Genomic DNA, 15,648 nt, shown 5'->3' with positions numbered 1-15,648 from the left:
CGCCTCCTCAGCGCCGGTTGAATTCAGGCGAGGCCATCACGAGCCCCACCCCCTCGCGGGCAGATTCGGCGCGCGAGACCGCAACCCGCAGCGTGTCAGGGGCGAGTGTTCCCAGCGCGTGATCCAGAAAAGCCCTTGGATCGATCTGGTCCACCTGTTCCAGATTGCCCGGCATGTCCATCGCCCAGGCAATTCGCGCGCCCAGCCCCTGCGGTGTGATCCACTCCGCCGCCGCCTCGGCCCAGCCATCCGGGCCGATGGGCCGTCCCCATTCCTGCCCCATCAGACGCATCGGGTCGATCAGCAGAGTGTGGAAGCGCCGTGAGGGCATCCTGAACATGCGTTGCGGCCGCAAACCCAGCGCCCGGCAGGCACCGATGACGAACTCGGCCGGCTGGCGGGCCTTCAGGCGCGGCGCGGCGAAGGCCGATGAATCCGTCAGCATCACCTCATACACCGGCAGAAGCGCGGTATCATTGGCCAGATAGGCCGCCGCCATCCGGTCCACCAGCGCGGGATCCGGCGTATCCGACAGGAAATGCGTCACCAGTTTCCGCGACAGATGCTGCGCGGTTTCCGGTCGGCGCGCCAGATCGTCCAGTACCCGGTGGATGGGCTCCAGCCCCCGCCCGTCATAGCTTTTGCCCAGAACCTGTTCCGCACCGGGTTCGGCCCGGCGCGGATAGAACACCGCCCCCCTGGCCGGGTCCACCGCAAGCCCGGTCAGAAGCTCGGCAAGCTGCCGCACATCGGTCTGGGAATATTGCGCGCCCACCCCCAGCGTGTGCAGTTCTATCGCCTCGCGCGCCAGATTCTCGTTCAGCCCCTTTCCCTTGCGCTTCCCGAAGGCCGATCCGGGGCCGATGGAACTTCGCTGGTCAAGGTAAAGCAGCATCGCAGGATGGAGGTCAGCCGCCCGCAGCATATCGGCAAAGCGCCCCGTGAGATGAGGGCGGATGGCACGTTCGGACATATCGCCCGTCAGAACCGAATGCTCGCGCAGGCGGGGCACCGTGGTGAAGTGATCTGCCCAGAACCAGGCCAGCCGTTCGCGAAAACCGTCCGGCGAGGCCAGCGCGCGCGCGATCAGCCTGCGGGAAAAGGCCTCGGTCTCCGCCTCCACCAGCTTGACCCGCCTGCGCACCTCGTCACGCTCTTCCTTCTTCTTTCGGAAGGCAACGCGGGCTTTCGCTGCATCGGCAAACAGGGCGAAAAGCGCAGGGGTTTCCGGCGCAGGAAACATGTCCTGCGCCCGGTCAGGGCCGGCCAGTGCCGCCAGCATCTCTTTCGCACCGCGCGGGGCGCCTGCGGGCAAGGGTAATCCATAGCCATAACGGAAGGCGGCGATATCTTCGGCGACCGGCATGGCATCCTCCGGGCTGGCACAGACTGGTGCAGCGAAGATAGGCACAGGCCCGGAGATGGAAAGCCCTGACCTCTGGCCGCCGGCACAATTCCGCGCGAGGGATCAGAACCGGAAACCGTGCGGATAGTCGTGCAGCCCGTCAAAATCGGCCTTGCCGATCTCCAGCCCCTGCTGGCGCAGCACGGCAAAGGCCATGGCTGTGTGGAACATGAAATTCGGCATGCCGAACAGGTGCAGGAACTCTGCGCCGGACTGATCCAGCTCGGCAAAGCCCGCGCGATGACGGATGCGCCGGGTTTCGGCCCCGTCGAAGGCCGCAGGCTCCAGCCCGCGCAGCGCATGGCTTGCCGCCGCAAGACGACGGCCGAGGCCGATCCGGTCCATCCCGTGATCCGCGATCCCCGGCACCGCAGCCCCGGCCAGCGGAAAGGAAATCCGCAGGGCAAAGCCCGCCGCCGTCGCCACCTGTTGCGCGGCGGTGAACATGTCGGGGGCAAGCCGGGCCTGAAGCACCTGCTCCTGCCGGGCAGTGCGCTCCACCATGGCCGCCAGACGGTCGAGGTAGTGCAGAAACACCGGGACGGAGGCGTCGAACATCGCAGTCATGGCAGCCTCTTGTTGAAAGACCCCGCCGGGGCGGGGCCAAATCTTTTGCAAAAAGATTTGCAAATTCCTTCACAAGGAATTTGCAACTCCCGCTCAGGCGTCTTTCGGCACCACGCGCAGGCGCAGTTCGCGCAGCTGTTCGTTGGTGGGTTCCGAAGGCGCGTTCATCAGCAGATCCTCGGCACGCTGGTTCATCGGGAACATGATGACCTCGCGGATGTTCATTTCATCCGCCAGCAGCATCACCGCCCGGTCGATCCCCATCGCGCAGCCACCATGCGGCGGCGCGCCATATTTGAACGCCTTGACCATACCGCCAAACCGCTTGTCCACTTCGCTGTTCGGATAGCCCGCCAGTTCAAAGGCGCGATACATGATTTCCGGCTTGTGGTTGCGGATACCGCCCGAGATCAGTTCATAGCCGTTGCAGGCCAGGTCATACTGATAGGCATGCACCTTCAACGGATCGCCCGACAGCGCCTCCATCCCGCCTTGCGGCATGGAGAAGGGGTTGTGGCTGAAGTCGATCTTGCCGTCGTCGGTCTTCTCGTACATCGGGAAGTCAACGATCCAGGCAAAGCGGAACGTGTCAGTTTCGGCAAGGTTCAGCTCGCGCCCGATTTCATTGCGGGCACGGCCGGCGAAGCCTTCAAACTGTTCCGGCTTGCCGCCAAGGAAGAAGGCCGCATCGCCGAGGCCGAGGCCAAGCTGCTGACGGATCGCCTCGGTCCGCTCCGGCCCGATGTTCTTGGCCAGGGGGCCAGCGGCTTCCATCGCGCCATTTTCACCCTCGCGCCAGAAGATATAGCCCATCCCCGGCAGGCCCTCTTTCTGCGCATAGGCATTCATGCGGTCGCAGAATTTGCGGCTGCCGCCGGTGGGCGCCGGAATGGCGCGGATTTCGGTGCCCTCATTCTCCAGCAGCTTGGCGAAAACCGCAAAGCCCGAGCCTTTAAAATGGTCGGACACCACCTGCATCCTGATCGGGTTGCGCAGGTCGGGCTTGTCGCTGCCATACCAAAGCATGCTGTCGCGGTAGGCGATGCGCGGCCAGTCGGAGGGCACTTTGCAATCGGGACGGAATTCCTCGAACAGGCCCTGAATGACCGGCTGCACGGCGGCGAACACGTCTTCCTGCTCGACGAAAGACATTTCGATATCAAGCTGATAGAAGTCGGTCGGGCTGCGGTCAGCGCGCGGGTCTTCATCGCGGAAGCAGGGCGCGATCTGGAAGTAACGATCAAAGCCTGCCACCATAATCAGCTGCTTGAACTGCTGCGGTGCCTGCGGCAGGGCATAGAACTTGCCGGGATGCAGGCGCGACGGCACCAGGAAGTCGCGGGCGCCTTCGGGGCTGGAGGCGGTGATGATCGGGGTCTGGAATTCGTTGAACCCCTGATCCCACATCCGGTTGCGGATCGAGCGCACCACGTTCGAGCGCAGCATCATGTTGCCATGCAGCTTTTCGCGGCGCAGGTCGAGGAAGCGGTAGGTGAGACGGGTTTCCTCGGGGTAGTCGGTTTCGCCGAAGACCGGCAGCGGCAGATCGCCCTCCACCGCGCCCAGCACGCGGACGGATTTGATGTAGACCTCGATCTCGCCGGTGGCGAGCTTCGGGTTCACAAGGCTCGCGTCGCGCGCCTTCACCACGCCGTCGAGCGAAATCACCCATTCGGCGCGCAGCTTCTCGATCTCCGCAAAGGCCGGGCTGTCGCTGTCGGCCAGCACCTGCGTCACGCCATAATGGTCGCGCAGGTCGATGAACAACACGCCGCCGTGATCCCGCACCCGATGCACCCATCCGGCCAGACGGACATTCTGACCGACATGATCCTTGTTGAGTTGCGCACAAGTATGGCTGCGATAGGCGTGCATCACGCTCCCCTTTTCCGAGGCTTCATCCGATGCGCCGATACACACCGCGCCAAGGGGCAAGTCAACCCCGCGCGATACGGGCGAAGCCGGGGCAGAAGGGTTTTGCGAAAGCATTTGCAAGGTGCCTTGCAGATGCCCTGCGTGTTTCACCCCAGCCAGACCGCGGGGATCAGCCCGCGCAGCGCGTTCCCGGCCCAGAGCCGGACCTGCGGCAGGTCTTCTGCGCGCAACACCTCTTCCGGGCAGCCGAGTTCGGCACGCAGCACGCCGGGCAGGCAGCCGCTGGCCAGCGGCGGTGTCCGCATCCCCTGCCCCCGATCAAAGAACAGCGTGCTGATCGTGCCCTCGCAGACCTCGCCACGTTCGTTGAGGAAGATCACTTCCTCAACGCCCTCGGGCAGCGCGGCGCGGCTGGCATCATACAGCGCGCGGCGGGTGGTCTTGTGGCGCAGCCAGGGGTCCGCGCTGTCGAGCCGGAGCGGCGAAAGCGCCAGCCGCCAGTGCGACGCGGCGGGCGGCAGCGGTGCCGCCGTCACCTCGATATCGCCCGCCTGGCCCAGCGTCAGCCGGACACGGGCCGCGCCCTCGGGGGCGGGCAGCGCCTCCTGCACCGCCGTGAGGTCGCAACTGTAGCGCAGCACTGCGGCAGAGCCTGCCAGCCGCACCAGATGCAGCGGCAGGCGCGGATAGGACGCCCCGTCCCACAGCATCGTTTCAATGAGGCGCGGCGTCATCGGACCAGCGCCGCGGCATAGCGCGCCTTCCAGTGAGCCTCGTCCCATTCGCCCTGCGTGGTGGAATCGTAGACCACGCCACCGCCGACGTTCAGCACCACGCGATTGTCCGGCCAGACCGACAGCGTGCGGATCGCCACGTTGAAAACCGAGGCACCATCCGGCGCCATCCAGCCGATTGCCCCGCAATAGACCCCGCGCGGGAAGGGCTCGACCTCGCGGATGATCTCCATCGCGCGGATCTTCGGCGCCCCGGTGATCGAGCCGCAGGGGAACAGAGCGGGCATCAGCCGGGCCATTGCGGGTGGTTCGACCAGTTGCCCGACGACGCGCGACGACATCTGATGAACGGTGGCGAAAGCCTCCACCGCGAAAAGTTCGGGCACCTTGACCGAGCCGACCTCGGCAAGGCGCGAGATGTCATTGCGCAGCAGATCGACGATCATCAGATTTTCGGCCCGGCCCTTTTCGGAACGATACAGTTCTTCCGCCAGCGCGGCATCTTCCTCCGGGTCGGCGCCACGCGGCGCGGTGCCTTTCATCGGGCGGCTTTCGATGCGCCCGGCAGCGGTGGTGGAAAAGAACAACTCGGGGCTGCGTGACACGATGACCGGGCCGCAGCCAAGGTCCAGATAGGCGCCATACCCCACCGCCTGCCGCGCCCGCAGCGCCGCGTAAAGTCCAAGGGGCGTGCCGGTCAGGCGGCTTTCCATCGGGAAGGTCTGATTGATCTGATAGCAATCGCCCGCACCGATATAGGCCGCCACCTTTTCGGCGGCCAAGCCGTAATCCGCGCGGCTGATCATTGGCACCAGCGGCGCGAGCGTGGCGCCGCCTGCCGACCGTGCGGTTTCCAGCAGCGGCCCGCCCGGCGCGGGGGCATCAAAAACACCGAAGGCCAGCAGCGGGTGATCCCGGTTCTCCGGCATCAGGGGCGCCAGCTTCGGCTCCAGCGCATAGCCCGCCTCGTAGGACAGATAGCCCGCGATCCAGCCGCCCGCCGCCCGCGCCGCATCCAGCCGCGCCAGGGCGGGTGCCAGCGCGTCCGCCTCCCACACGACAATGGTCTCGCGCGGGGCATCAAACAGGGCCGGGCGGCCCTGCGGCCCGTGTTCCAACAGGATCATGCCTCGCCCTCCGTTCGACCGCTTTCCCGCGATGTAGCAGCCATGCCGCGCGCCGACCAGCCCGATGCCGACATGCCGTTCCTTCCCTGCGCCAGATAGACCCTTGCGCCCCGAACTGACGCGACTATAACCCCGCCAATTTGCGCGATGCTCAGAATCCCTCCCCCGCCCCCTTGGGTGCGGCGGAGCACACACGGGGGCCCCCATGCCGAAAAGAACCGATATCTCCTCGATCATGATCATCGGTGCGGGGCCCATCGTCATCGGGCAGGCCTGCGAGTTCGACTATTCCGGCGCACAGGCCTGCAAGGCGCTGCGCGAGGAAGGGTATCGCGTCATCCTCGTGAACTCCAACCCCGCAACGATCATGACCGATCCGGGGCTGGCGGATGCGACCTATATCGAGCCGATCACCCCCGAAGTGGTGGCCAAGATCATCGAAAAGGAACGCCCCGACGCAATCCTGCCGACCATGGGCGGGCAGACCGGCCTGAACACCACGCTGGCGCTGGATGATCTGGGCGTGCTGGAAAAGTTCAACGTCAAGCTGATCGGCGCCAATCGCCAAGCCATCGAAATGGCCGAAGACCGCAAGCTGTTCCGCGAGGCGATGGACCGGCTGGGGCTGGAGAACCCGAAGGCAACCATCATCGCCGCCCCCAAAGTCGGGACCAAGTTCGACATCTCGGCCGGTGTGGCCGAGGCGATGAAGGCGCTGGATTATGTGGGCCTTCCGGCCATCATCCGTCCCGCTTTTACGCTGGGCGGCACGGGTGGCGGCGTCGCCTACAACCGCGACGATTACGAGGCCATCGTGAAATCGGGTCTGGAAGCCAGCCCCGTCGCGCAGGTTCTGGTCGATGAATCGCTTCTCGGCTGGAAAGAATACGAGATGGAGGTGGTGCGCGACCGCAAGGACAACGCCATCATCGTCTGCTCCATCGAGAATATTGATCCGATGGGCGTGCATACCGGCGATTCCATCACCGTGGCCCCGGCGCTGACGCTGACCGACAAGGAATATCAGATCATGCGCAACGGCTCCATCGCCGTGCTGCGCGAGATCGGGGTGGAAACCGGCGGGTCCAACGTGCAGTGGGCGATCAACCCGAAGGACGGCCGCATGGTCGTCATCGAGATGAACCCGCGGGTGTCGCGGTCTTCGGCGCTGGCGTCCAAGGCCACCGGCTTCCCCATCGCCAAGATCGCGGCGAAGCTGGCGGTCGGCTATACGCTGGACGAGCTGGACAACGACATCACCAAGGTCACGCCCGCCTCGTTCGAGCCGTCGATCGACTATGTCGTCACCAAGATCCCGCGCTTTGCCTTTGAAAAATTCCCGGGGTCCGAGCCGCATCTGACCACCGCGATGAAATCGGTGGGCGAGGTCATGGCCATCGGCCGCACCATCCACGAAAGCCTGCAAAAAGCGCTGGCGAGCCTTGAGACCGGCCTCAGCGGCTTTGACGAGATCGCCATTCCCGGCGCGCCCGACAAGGCCTCGATCTTCAAGGCGCTGGGTCAGCAAACCCCCGACCGGCTGCGCGTGATCGCTCAGGCCATGCGCCACGGCCTCAGCGATGACGAGATCCAGCAGGCGACCAGTTTCGACCCGTGGTTCCTCGCCCGTATTCGCGAGATCATCGGGACCGAAGCACAGATCCGCGCCGTGGGTCTGCCGGTCACCGAAGAGGGCCTGCGCGGGCTGAAGATGATGGGCTTTACCGATGCCCGTCTGGCCAAGCTCACCGGCCGCGATGAAGGTCAGGTCCGCCGCGCGCGCCGCAATCTGGGCGTGAAGGCGGTGTTCAAGCGTATCGACACCTGCGCCGCCGAATTCGAGGCGCAGACCCCCTACATGTATTCCACCTATGAGGCCCCCGCGATGGGCGATGTGGAATGCGAAAGCCGCCCGTCGAATGCAAAGAAGGTGGTCATCCTTGGCGGTGGCCCAAACCGGATCGGCCAGGGGATCGAGTTCGATTACTGCTGCTGCCACGCCTGTTTCGCGCTGACCGCGCAGGGCTATGAAACCATCATGGTCAACTGCAACCCGGAAACGGTTTCGACCGACTATGACACCTCGGACCGGCTGTATTTCGAGCCGCTGACGCTCGAACATGTGCTTGAAATCCTGCGGGTAGAGCAGGAAAACGGCACGTTGCATGGCGTGATCGTGCAGTTCGGCGGGCAGACGCCGCTGAAACTGGCCAACGCGCTGCATGAGGAAGGCATCCCGATCCTCGGCACCACGCCCGACGCGATTGATCTGGCCGAAGATCGTGAGCGGTTCCAGAAGCTGCTGAACGATCTGGGCCTGAAACAGCCGGTGAACGGCACCGCCCGTTCGCGCGACGAGGCGTTCGCTGTGGCCGCGGATGTGGGTTACCCCTTGGTCATCCGCCCCTCCTTCGTGCTGGGCGGCCGCGCGATGGAGATCATCCGCGACGACGCACAACTGGAACGCTACATCCGCGACGCGGTGCAGGTCTCGGGCAACAACCCGGTGCTGCTGGACAGCTATCTGGCCGGCGCCATCGAGGTGGATGTCGATGCGCTGTGCGATGGCGAGAATGTCCATGTCGCGGGCATCATGGAACATATCGAGGAAGCGGGCGTCCATTCGGGCGACTCGGCTTGCTGCCTGCCGCCGCACAGCCTGTCGGATGACACCGTGGCCGAGCTGAAGCGCCAGACGGTGCTCATGGCGCGCGCGCTGCATGTCGTCGGCCTGATGAACGTGCAATTCGCCATCAAGGACGGCGTGATCTATGTGCTGGAGGTCAACCCCCGCGCCAGCCGCACCGTGCCCTTCGTCGCCAAGGCCACCGACAGCGCCATTGCCTCCATCGCTGCGCGGCTGATGGCGGGCGAGCCGCTGTCGAACTTCCCCGAACGCGCCCCTTATGACGCGGGCGTCGGCCCCGATTCGGTGCTGCCGCTGGCCGATCCGAACACGCTGGCCAACCCGATCACGCCGTGGTTCAGCGTCAAGGAAGCCGTGCTGCCCTTCGCCCGCTTCCCCGGCGTCGACCCGCTTCTGGGGCCGGAAATGCGCTCCACCGGCGAGGTCATGGGCTGGGACCGCACCTTTGCGCTGGCCTTCCTCAAGGCCCAGATGGGTGCGGGGATGAACCTGCCGGAAAGCGGCCGGGTTTTCCTCAGCGTCAAGGATGCCGACAAGTCCGAAGCGCTGGCCGGAGCCGCGCGCGACCTGATCGCCATGGGGTTCGAGATCGTGGCGACGCGCGGCACCGCAAGCTGGCTGTCGGCGCAGGGCGTGGCGGCGACTTTGGTCAACAAGGTCTACGAAGGCCGTCCGAACATCGTGGACAGCCTGAAGAACAATGAAATCACCGTGGTGATGAACACGACCGAAGGCGCGCAGGCCATCGCCGACAGCCGTGACATCCGCCGCGTCGCGCTGATGGACAAGATCCCCTATTTCACCACCGCCGCCGCATCCATCGCCGCCGTCGCCGCGATGAAGGCCCGCGCGGAAGGTTACGGGGTCCGCACGCTTCAGGGCTGATCCCCTGCCCCATGACGGAAACGGCGCCCCGAGGGGCGCCGTTTTTCATTTGGCCTGCATGTCGCGGACATATTCGCCCAGTTGTACCAGCCGCAGCGGCGTGGGCGTGGCAATACCGTCGCCGCTGTCGAACAGCACCATCTTCTCGCCTTCCAGCAGGGGTGCGAATTGCGGCATGACCACACCATCGGGTGTGCGGGCATAGCCCCAGATCTTGCTCATCACCCGCGCCATCGGGAACTTGCCGCGGTTCTTCGCGGAAATACGGGTCAGATCAGCCGGGCGCTTGTCCAGCGTATCGGCCATCGGCCCGTCGCCCTTGCCGGCATCGCCATGGCAAGCCGCGCAATAGGTGGCAAAATCCTCGGCCCCGGTCGGCACTTTCTTCGCCAGCGGCAGACAGGCCGCCAGAGCCAGCGGCAAGAGGGCACCCCCGAGGGCAAGGCGCAGCGGCGTAAGATGGAACATGGCAGTCTCCGAGGTATTTTCCCTCACGAAACCATGCCCGGCCACAGGGCGCAAGCGCCAGATCATGCGCTCAGGCGACGCGCCCCTGTTCCAGCCGGACAACGCGGTCCATCCGCGCGGCGAGTTCCATGTTATGCGTGGCAATCAGCGCCGACAGGCCCGTCGCCCGCACCACCGCCATCAGCGCGCCAAACACCTGATCCGAGGTGCCGGGGTCCAGGTTTCCGGTCGGCTCGTCCGCCAGCAACAGCTTCGGCGCATTGGCCAGCGCGCGACAGAAGGCGACGCGCTGCTGCTCGCCGCCCGAAAGCTCGGCCGGGCGGTGGCCCGCGCGGTGATCGACGCCGACGCTGGCCAGCAGATCCATCGCGCGCGCCTGCGCGGCGCGCGCTGCAACACCATTGGCAAGCTGCGGCAGCACCACATTTTCCAGCGCGGTAAATTCCGGCAGCAGGTGGTGGAACTGATAGATGAACCCCACATCCGCCCGCCGCGCCGCCGTGCGCGCCCGATCGGGCAGACCCGTCATCTCGCGTCCGGCCAGATCCACGCGGCCCTCGTCCGGCGTATCCAGAAGCCCCGCGATATGCAGAAGTGTCGACTTCCCTGCTCCCGAAGGCGCCACCAGCGCCACGACCTCGCCCCGCCCCACGCTGAGGCTCGCCCCGTTCAGCACCGTCACCGCCGAGGGTTTGCCCCGGTTGTAGGTCTTGGAAATGGCCTCCAGCCGCAGCACCTCATTCATAGCGCAGCGCCTCCACCGGGTTCATCCGAGCCGCCCGGCGCGCCGGAAAGATCGTGACGATGAACGACAACCCGAGGCTCAGCGCCACGGCCGAAGCCACATCGCCCGCCTGCAACCGCGCCGGCAGGTAATAGATGCCGCGCACCGCCGGATCCCAGACCCCGCCGCCCGAAACATAGTTCACAAAGGAAAAGATCGGGTCGATGTAGATGGCGAACAGACAGCCCAGAACCACCCCGGCCAGCGTCCCCACCAGCCCCGTCGAGGCGCCGCAGATGAAGAACACCCGCAGGATCGCGCCTTCCGTCAGCCCCATGGTGCGCAGGATGCCGATGTCGCGGCCCTTGTTCTTCACCAGCATGATCAGCCCCGAGATGATGTTCATCGCCGCGATCAGCACGAGGATCGACAGGATTATGAACATCACATTGTCCTCGATATCCAGCGCGCGCAGGAAGGATCCCGCACTGTCCCGCCAGGTCCAGAGCAGCGTGCGCTCGCCCCCCGCCTGCAACAGCGGCAGTTCATATTTCTCGATATGATCGGGGTCAGCCACCATGACCTCGATCTCATCCGCCCGCCCCTCGCGGTTGAAATATTCCTGCGCCTCGGTGAAGGGCAGGTAAACACGGGTCCGGTCGATGTCATAGCGCCCGGCGGTGAAGATATAGACCACCTCATAGGCATTGACCCGCGGCGAAGTGCCGAAGGCGGTCTTCACCCCGTCGGGCGAGATCAGCCGCAGCCGGTCACCGATCCCCACCCCAAGTTCGCGCGCAAGGCCTGATCCGATGGCGATGCCCTCGTCGAAACGCGCGATGTCCCCCTCGTGTTCGGCCCCGTCACCGACACGCGGAATGCTGCGCAGGTCGTCCAGCCGGATGCCAAAGACCTCGGCCCCCATGTTCACGCCATTGGCGGTGGCCATGACCTGCCCCTTGACCAGCGGCGCCGCCCGCACCACCCCCGGCACGGCCGCCAGCCGTTCGGCCCGCGCGTCATAATCGCTGAACCCGCGCAGGGACCGGCCGTTGTCATCGACCTCAGCACTGACATAAACCGTCACATGCGCATTGGCGCCAAGAATCGTATCAACGAATTCCGCCCGGAACCCGGCCCGCACCGCCAGTGTGGCGATCAGTGCGAAGACCGCCAGCGCAATGCCGATCAGGCTGATCCAGGTCATCACGCTGACGCCGCCCTCGCTGCGTCTTGCACGCAGATAGCGCCAGGCGATCATCCATTCGAACGGGGCAAAAGGCGGGGTGCGTGTGCTCATGATGCCGGGTTGTTCCGCCCTTTGCCACAAAGGTCAAGCGCCGCCTGCATCACTTCACCGTTGTCCTCTGCTTCTTGCGCAAATACTCGCGGGGGTCCGGGGGCGGCAGCCCCCGGGGGCACCATCCCGCTCAGCCCAGCCGCATCAGCTTGAAGACCGAAAGCTGGTTGCGCAGAACCCCGGCATGAACGCAGGCCCAGCCGTCATCCGAATAGTTGCGCATGTCGCGCTGGAAGGCATAGACCGCCTCAATGTAGTCCTTGCGCTTCGCATCATGCGGCGCCACCGCATTCGGCACCACCAGCACCGAACGCCGCGCGATCCGGGTGAACTCGCCCACCACCTTCATCCAGTCACGCGGATGGCAATAATGCTCGATCGCGTCGAAACAGATCACGCTGTCGAGGCTCTTGTCCGCGAAGGGATAGGGTCCGCTGCCCGCATCGAACAGCCGCACATCAAGACCAAGGCTTTCGGTGATCGGCCGATAGGGCCAGTCGCGCACCACGCCCGAGCCGTCATGCAGCCCATGATCGTCCCGCGCGGAGGTCAGATCACTGCCGTTGAAATCCCGATACCGGCTGTCCAGCGCCGCCCCGCCGACGAAATTGGCAAAATCATTGCCGATGACCCGGTGTCCTTTCCGGCGCAGGATTTCCAGCGTCGCACCATGGGCGGTGGACATTTCCAGCACCTCACGCGGCGCGCAGCCCTCGGCCATCAGTTCGGGCATATGTTGCAGCAGCAGCGCCCAGCAACGCCGTATATTCTTGAAATGGATTACATATTTCCGCTGAACACAGCGGCTGACATGCTCCAGCCCCTCGGGCGTCAGGTCATAGGGCACCGCAAGATCGGCAGGGGGCAGATCACCGAAGGCGGCGATGATCTCGTCATTCGACGGATGCCGACGGGCCTCGCGGGTCAGGAACTGTTCAAAGAACGTGTCACGCAAGGCGGCCATCTTGCGCCGATACCCGTCGTGGCCCTTCCGGTGGTCCGCCGGCCGCGCCCGCTCGTTCTCGATCAATTCGGCATGGTTCAGTTTCAGCATCGCCCCTACCCGCACTGCTTCCCCGCCCCGGGGAGATTACCGTTTGTGTTCTGCCCGCTGTCTTGCCTGCAAACAAGCTGGAACGGTTGCTCCAAGGGGCGGAAAGTGCCCTGTGACCTGACAGCGCCCCCAAGACCCGCCCCCGCGCACGGGACCGGGCAAGGAAAAACCGGCAGGAGGCCCTGCCGGTTCGTTGTCCTGCCATCTGCCGGTCGGTCAGATCCCGGCGTAGATCTGCGCGATACGGTCCACAGCGGCTTCGGCGCTCATTTCCTCGCTTTCGCCGGTGCGGCGCGAGGTCAGTTCGACCACGCCATTTGCCAGACCGCGCGGGCCGACGGTGATGCGCCACGGCAGGCCGATCAGATCCATCGTGGCGAATTTGGCCCCCGCGCGTTCGTCGCGGTCATCGTACAGCGGGTCGAGGCCCCTGGACTTGAGCGCCTTGTAAAGCCCTTCGCAGGCTGCATCGGTGGCGCTGTCACCCTGTTTCAGGTTCACGATACCGCAGTGGAACGGAGTCACGCCTTCCGGCCAGATGATGCCCTTGTCATCGTGGCTGGCCTCGATGATCGCGCCCAGCAGGCGCGAGACACCGATCCCATGGCTGCCCATCTCGACCGGCACGCGGTTGCCGTCGGCGGTGACGACGGTGGCGCCCATCGGTTCGGAATATTTGGTGCCGAAGTAGAAGATCTGCCCGACCTCGATACCGCGCCCGACCTTGCGATGCGCCTCGGGAACAGCGTTGAACGCTGCCTCGTCATGGGTTTCATCCGTGCGCGCGTAAAGCGAGGTGAATTCCTCGCAGATACCCAGAACCTCGGCCCGGTTATCAAAATCGACCTCGCGGTCGCCCAGCTTCAGCGCGGTCACGCGGTCGTCGTAGAACACTTCCGACTCGCCGGTGGAGGCCAGAACGAGGAATTCATGGGTATTGTCGCCGCCGATCGGGCCGGAGGCGGCGCGCATCGGAATCGCGGTCAGGCCCATGCGTTCATAGGTGCGCAGGTAGCTGACCATGTGGCGGTTGTAGGCGTGCAGCGCGTCCTCTTTGGTGAGGTCGAAGTTGTAGCCGTCCTTCATCAGGAACTCGCGGCCCCGCATCACACCGAAGCGCGGGCGCACCTCGTCACGGAACTTCCACTGGATGTGGTAAAGCGTCAGCGGCAGATCCTTGTAGCTGTTCACATGGCTGCGGAAGATGTCGGTGATCATCTCCTCGTTGGTCGGACCATAGAGCATGTCGCGTTCGTGGCGGTCCTTGATGCGAAGCATCTCGGCACCGTAATCGTCATAGCGGCCGCTTTCGCGCCACAGGTCGGCCGGTTGCAGCGTCGGCATCAGCAGCGGGATGTGCCCGGCGCGGATCTGTTCCTCATGCACGATCTGCTCGATGCGTTTCAGCACCTTGAAGCCCATCGGCAGCCAGGAATAAATCCCCGCCGCCTGTTGCTTGATCATGCCGGCACGCAGCATGTAGCGGTGTGAGACGATCTGCGCCTCGGCGGGGTTTTCCTTCAGGACGGGCAGGAAGTAGCGCGACAGACGCATGGGGTGGCCTCTTGGCAAAAGCTTTCGGCGGTTTTCCTAGCGGGTTCGCGGCCTGCGGGCAAGTTCCGCGCCGCAGAAGCCCCGGGGTCAGGCCCCTTGCCCGCAGGATGTGGGCGTGCGACCAAGGCATATTGCAACCCTGAATTGCCAAGGCCCGTTTCAGATGACCTATTTTGATACAGCCCTGCTGGCCCTGTTGCTGCTGACCCTGCTGGGGCTCGGCGCCGCACTCTGGCCAGGCCGCCGCGCCGCGCCCCGACCGGACCCCAGGGCCCGCGCCGCGTTGCGCCAGAAGGCCGAGACGCTGGCCCTGCGTGGCCGCATCCTTGCCATCACGCCCGAGACCAGCCTGCCCGACCTGACCCTGACCCCGCTGGGCGAGGTCTGGCTCAGCCGTCCGAAGGGGGTTTCCGCCGAAGGGGCGCTGGCCGTGAAGGCGGCGGCGCGCTTTCCGCTGGCGCGCGCGCTGACCGGGTTGCGGCAGCGCCCGAAAGGCGGGCGCGTCGAATGGTCTGCTACCGCCTGTGCCGCCAGCCCGCGCCATGGCACCGAACAGCCCCGCACGCCACGCCCGCAGGCAACAGTGCTGGTCGACGGCTCCAACGTTGTGATGTGGGAAAAGAACTCGGGCCTGACGGACAAGGCGCAGCTTGCCACGCTGCAATCCGTGATCGACCTGCTGCTGGCGGAAGGGCGCGCGGTCAAGGTCATCTTCGATGCCAATATCGCCTATACGCTGTTCGGGCGCGGCATGTCGGTGGAAGAACTGACCCGCCGCATCGCCCGCCCCGCCGCCGACATCGAGATGACCGCCAAGGGCCAGATCGCCGACGCATGGCTGATCGACAGCGCCTTCACCACCGGCGCCACCATCGTCAGCAACGATCTTTACCGCGACCATCCCCGCGCGCGGTTTCTGTCCATGCGGCGCGGGTTTTCGCACGGCGGCGTGGCAGAGCTGTTGCCGCCGCGCTGATCCTCAGCCGCGCTTGCGCACGAATTCGGTGCGCAGCACCAGACCCTTGATCGTGTCGTGGCGGCAGTCAATTTCCTCGGGGTTGTCAGTCAGCCGGATCGAGCGGATGACGGTGCCCTGTTTCAAGGTGGTGCCAGCGCCCTTGACCTTGAGGTCTTTCACCAGAACCACCTGATCGCCGTCGGCCAGCACATTGCCCGCCGCATCCTTCACCACGACCGCCGCTTCGGCCCGCACCTCGGAGGCCGGACGCCATTCACCGCTGGCTTCATCATAGACATATTCGTCGTCGTCACTCATTCCGCTCTCCTGCGCCGGACATGGGGCAGCCC

Annotated in this window: 13 protein-coding genes; 2 read left to right on the top strand and 11 right to left on the bottom strand. The window is 65.2% G+C overall.

Annotation, left to right across the window (positions count from 1 at the left end; all coding sequences use genetic code 11):
• Window positions 1–7: 7 nt before the first annotated feature.
• The 5 genes from IE126_RS05340 to IE126_RS05320 form a co-directional block, all read right to left on the bottom strand.
• Window positions 8–1,366, bottom strand: coding sequence for a DUF1800 domain-containing protein (locus tag IE126_RS05340; RefSeq protein WP_229825266.1), 1,359 nt, complete (start codon window positions 1,364–1,366; stop codon window positions 8–10).
• 102 nt (window positions 1,367–1,468) lie between these two features.
• Window positions 1,469–1,972, bottom strand: a complete 504-nt coding sequence (locus IE126_RS05335) for a DUF1993 family protein (protein ID WP_189380389.1) — start codon at window positions 1,970–1,972, stop codon at window positions 1,469–1,471.
• Between the two features lie 93 nt (window positions 1,973–2,065).
• A complete protein-coding gene (gene aspS, locus IE126_RS05330) occupies window positions 2,066–3,847 on the bottom strand; it encodes an aspartate--tRNA ligase (protein WP_054301153.1) in 1,782 nt (593 codons plus the stop codon).
• Between the two features lie 146 nt (window positions 3,848–3,993).
• Window positions 3,994–4,581, bottom strand: coding sequence for an aminotransferase class IV family protein (locus IE126_RS05325; RefSeq protein WP_054301152.1), 588 nt, complete (start codon window positions 4,579–4,581; stop codon window positions 3,994–3,996).
• Window positions 4,578–5,708: an aminodeoxychorismate synthase component I gene (locus tag IE126_RS05320; protein WP_189380388.1), complete on the bottom strand. Its 1,131-nt coding sequence runs from the start codon at window positions 5,706–5,708 to the stop codon at window positions 4,578–4,580. Before IE126_RS05320 ends, IE126_RS05325 begins: the two co-directional genes overlap by 4 nt.
• Before the next feature lie 205 nt (window positions 5,709–5,913).
• Here IE126_RS05320 and carB point away from each other — a divergent pair, with 205 nt between their 5' ends.
• Window positions 5,914–9,240, top strand: a complete 3,327-nt coding sequence (carB, locus tag IE126_RS05315) for a carbamoyl-phosphate synthase large subunit (RefSeq protein WP_054301150.1) — start codon at window positions 5,914–5,916, stop codon at window positions 9,238–9,240.
• 45 nt (window positions 9,241–9,285) lie between these two features.
• Here carB and IE126_RS05310 read toward each other — a convergent pair whose 3' ends face one another.
• The 5 genes from IE126_RS05310 to proS form a co-directional block, all read right to left on the bottom strand.
• Window positions 9,286–9,708: a c-type cytochrome gene (locus tag IE126_RS05310; RefSeq protein WP_108127468.1), complete on the bottom strand. Its 423-nt coding sequence runs from the start codon at window positions 9,706–9,708 to the stop codon at window positions 9,286–9,288.
• A 70-nt stretch (window positions 9,709–9,778) separates the two neighbouring features.
• Entirely contained in the window at window positions 9,779–10,453 is a 675-nt protein-coding gene (locus IE126_RS05305) for an ABC transporter ATP-binding protein (protein WP_054301149.1), read from the bottom strand.
• Entirely contained in the window at window positions 10,446–11,732 is a 1,287-nt protein-coding gene (locus IE126_RS05300; protein ID WP_189380387.1) for a lipoprotein-releasing ABC transporter permease subunit, read from the bottom strand. Before IE126_RS05300 ends, IE126_RS05305 begins: the two co-directional genes overlap by 8 nt.
• Window positions 11,733–11,862: 130 nt before the next feature.
• Window positions 11,863–12,786: a hypothetical protein gene (locus tag IE126_RS05295; protein ID WP_189380386.1), complete on the bottom strand. Its 924-nt coding sequence runs from the start codon at window positions 12,784–12,786 to the stop codon at window positions 11,863–11,865.
• A gap of 216 nt (window positions 12,787–13,002) precedes the next feature.
• Window positions 13,003–14,340, bottom strand: a complete 1,338-nt coding sequence (gene proS / locus IE126_RS05290) for a proline--tRNA ligase (protein WP_189380385.1) — start codon at window positions 14,338–14,340, stop codon at window positions 13,003–13,005.
• Window positions 14,341–14,503: 163 nt separating this feature from the next.
• Here proS and IE126_RS05285 point away from each other — a divergent pair, with 163 nt between their 5' ends.
• Entirely contained in the window at window positions 14,504–15,316 is an 813-nt protein-coding gene (locus IE126_RS05285; protein WP_054301145.1) for an NYN domain-containing protein, read from the top strand.
• Between the two features lie 3 nt (window positions 15,317–15,319).
• Here IE126_RS05285 and IE126_RS05280 read toward each other — a convergent pair whose 3' ends face one another.
• Window positions 15,320–15,616 (bottom strand): alkylphosphonate utilization protein, encoded by a 297-nt coding sequence (locus IE126_RS05280; protein WP_054301144.1) that lies wholly within the window; start codon window positions 15,614–15,616, stop codon window positions 15,320–15,322.
• Window positions 15,617–15,648: the final 32 nt, after the last annotated feature.

It is taken from the genome of Gemmobacter nanjingensis (assembly GCF_014652195.1).
Classification (GTDB): Bacteria; Pseudomonadota; Alphaproteobacteria; order Rhodobacterales; family Rhodobacteraceae; genus Gemmobacter; species Gemmobacter caeni.
The sequence above is the reverse complement of the archived record's forward strand: the minus strand, read 5'-3'. Positions and strand labels throughout refer to the sequence as shown.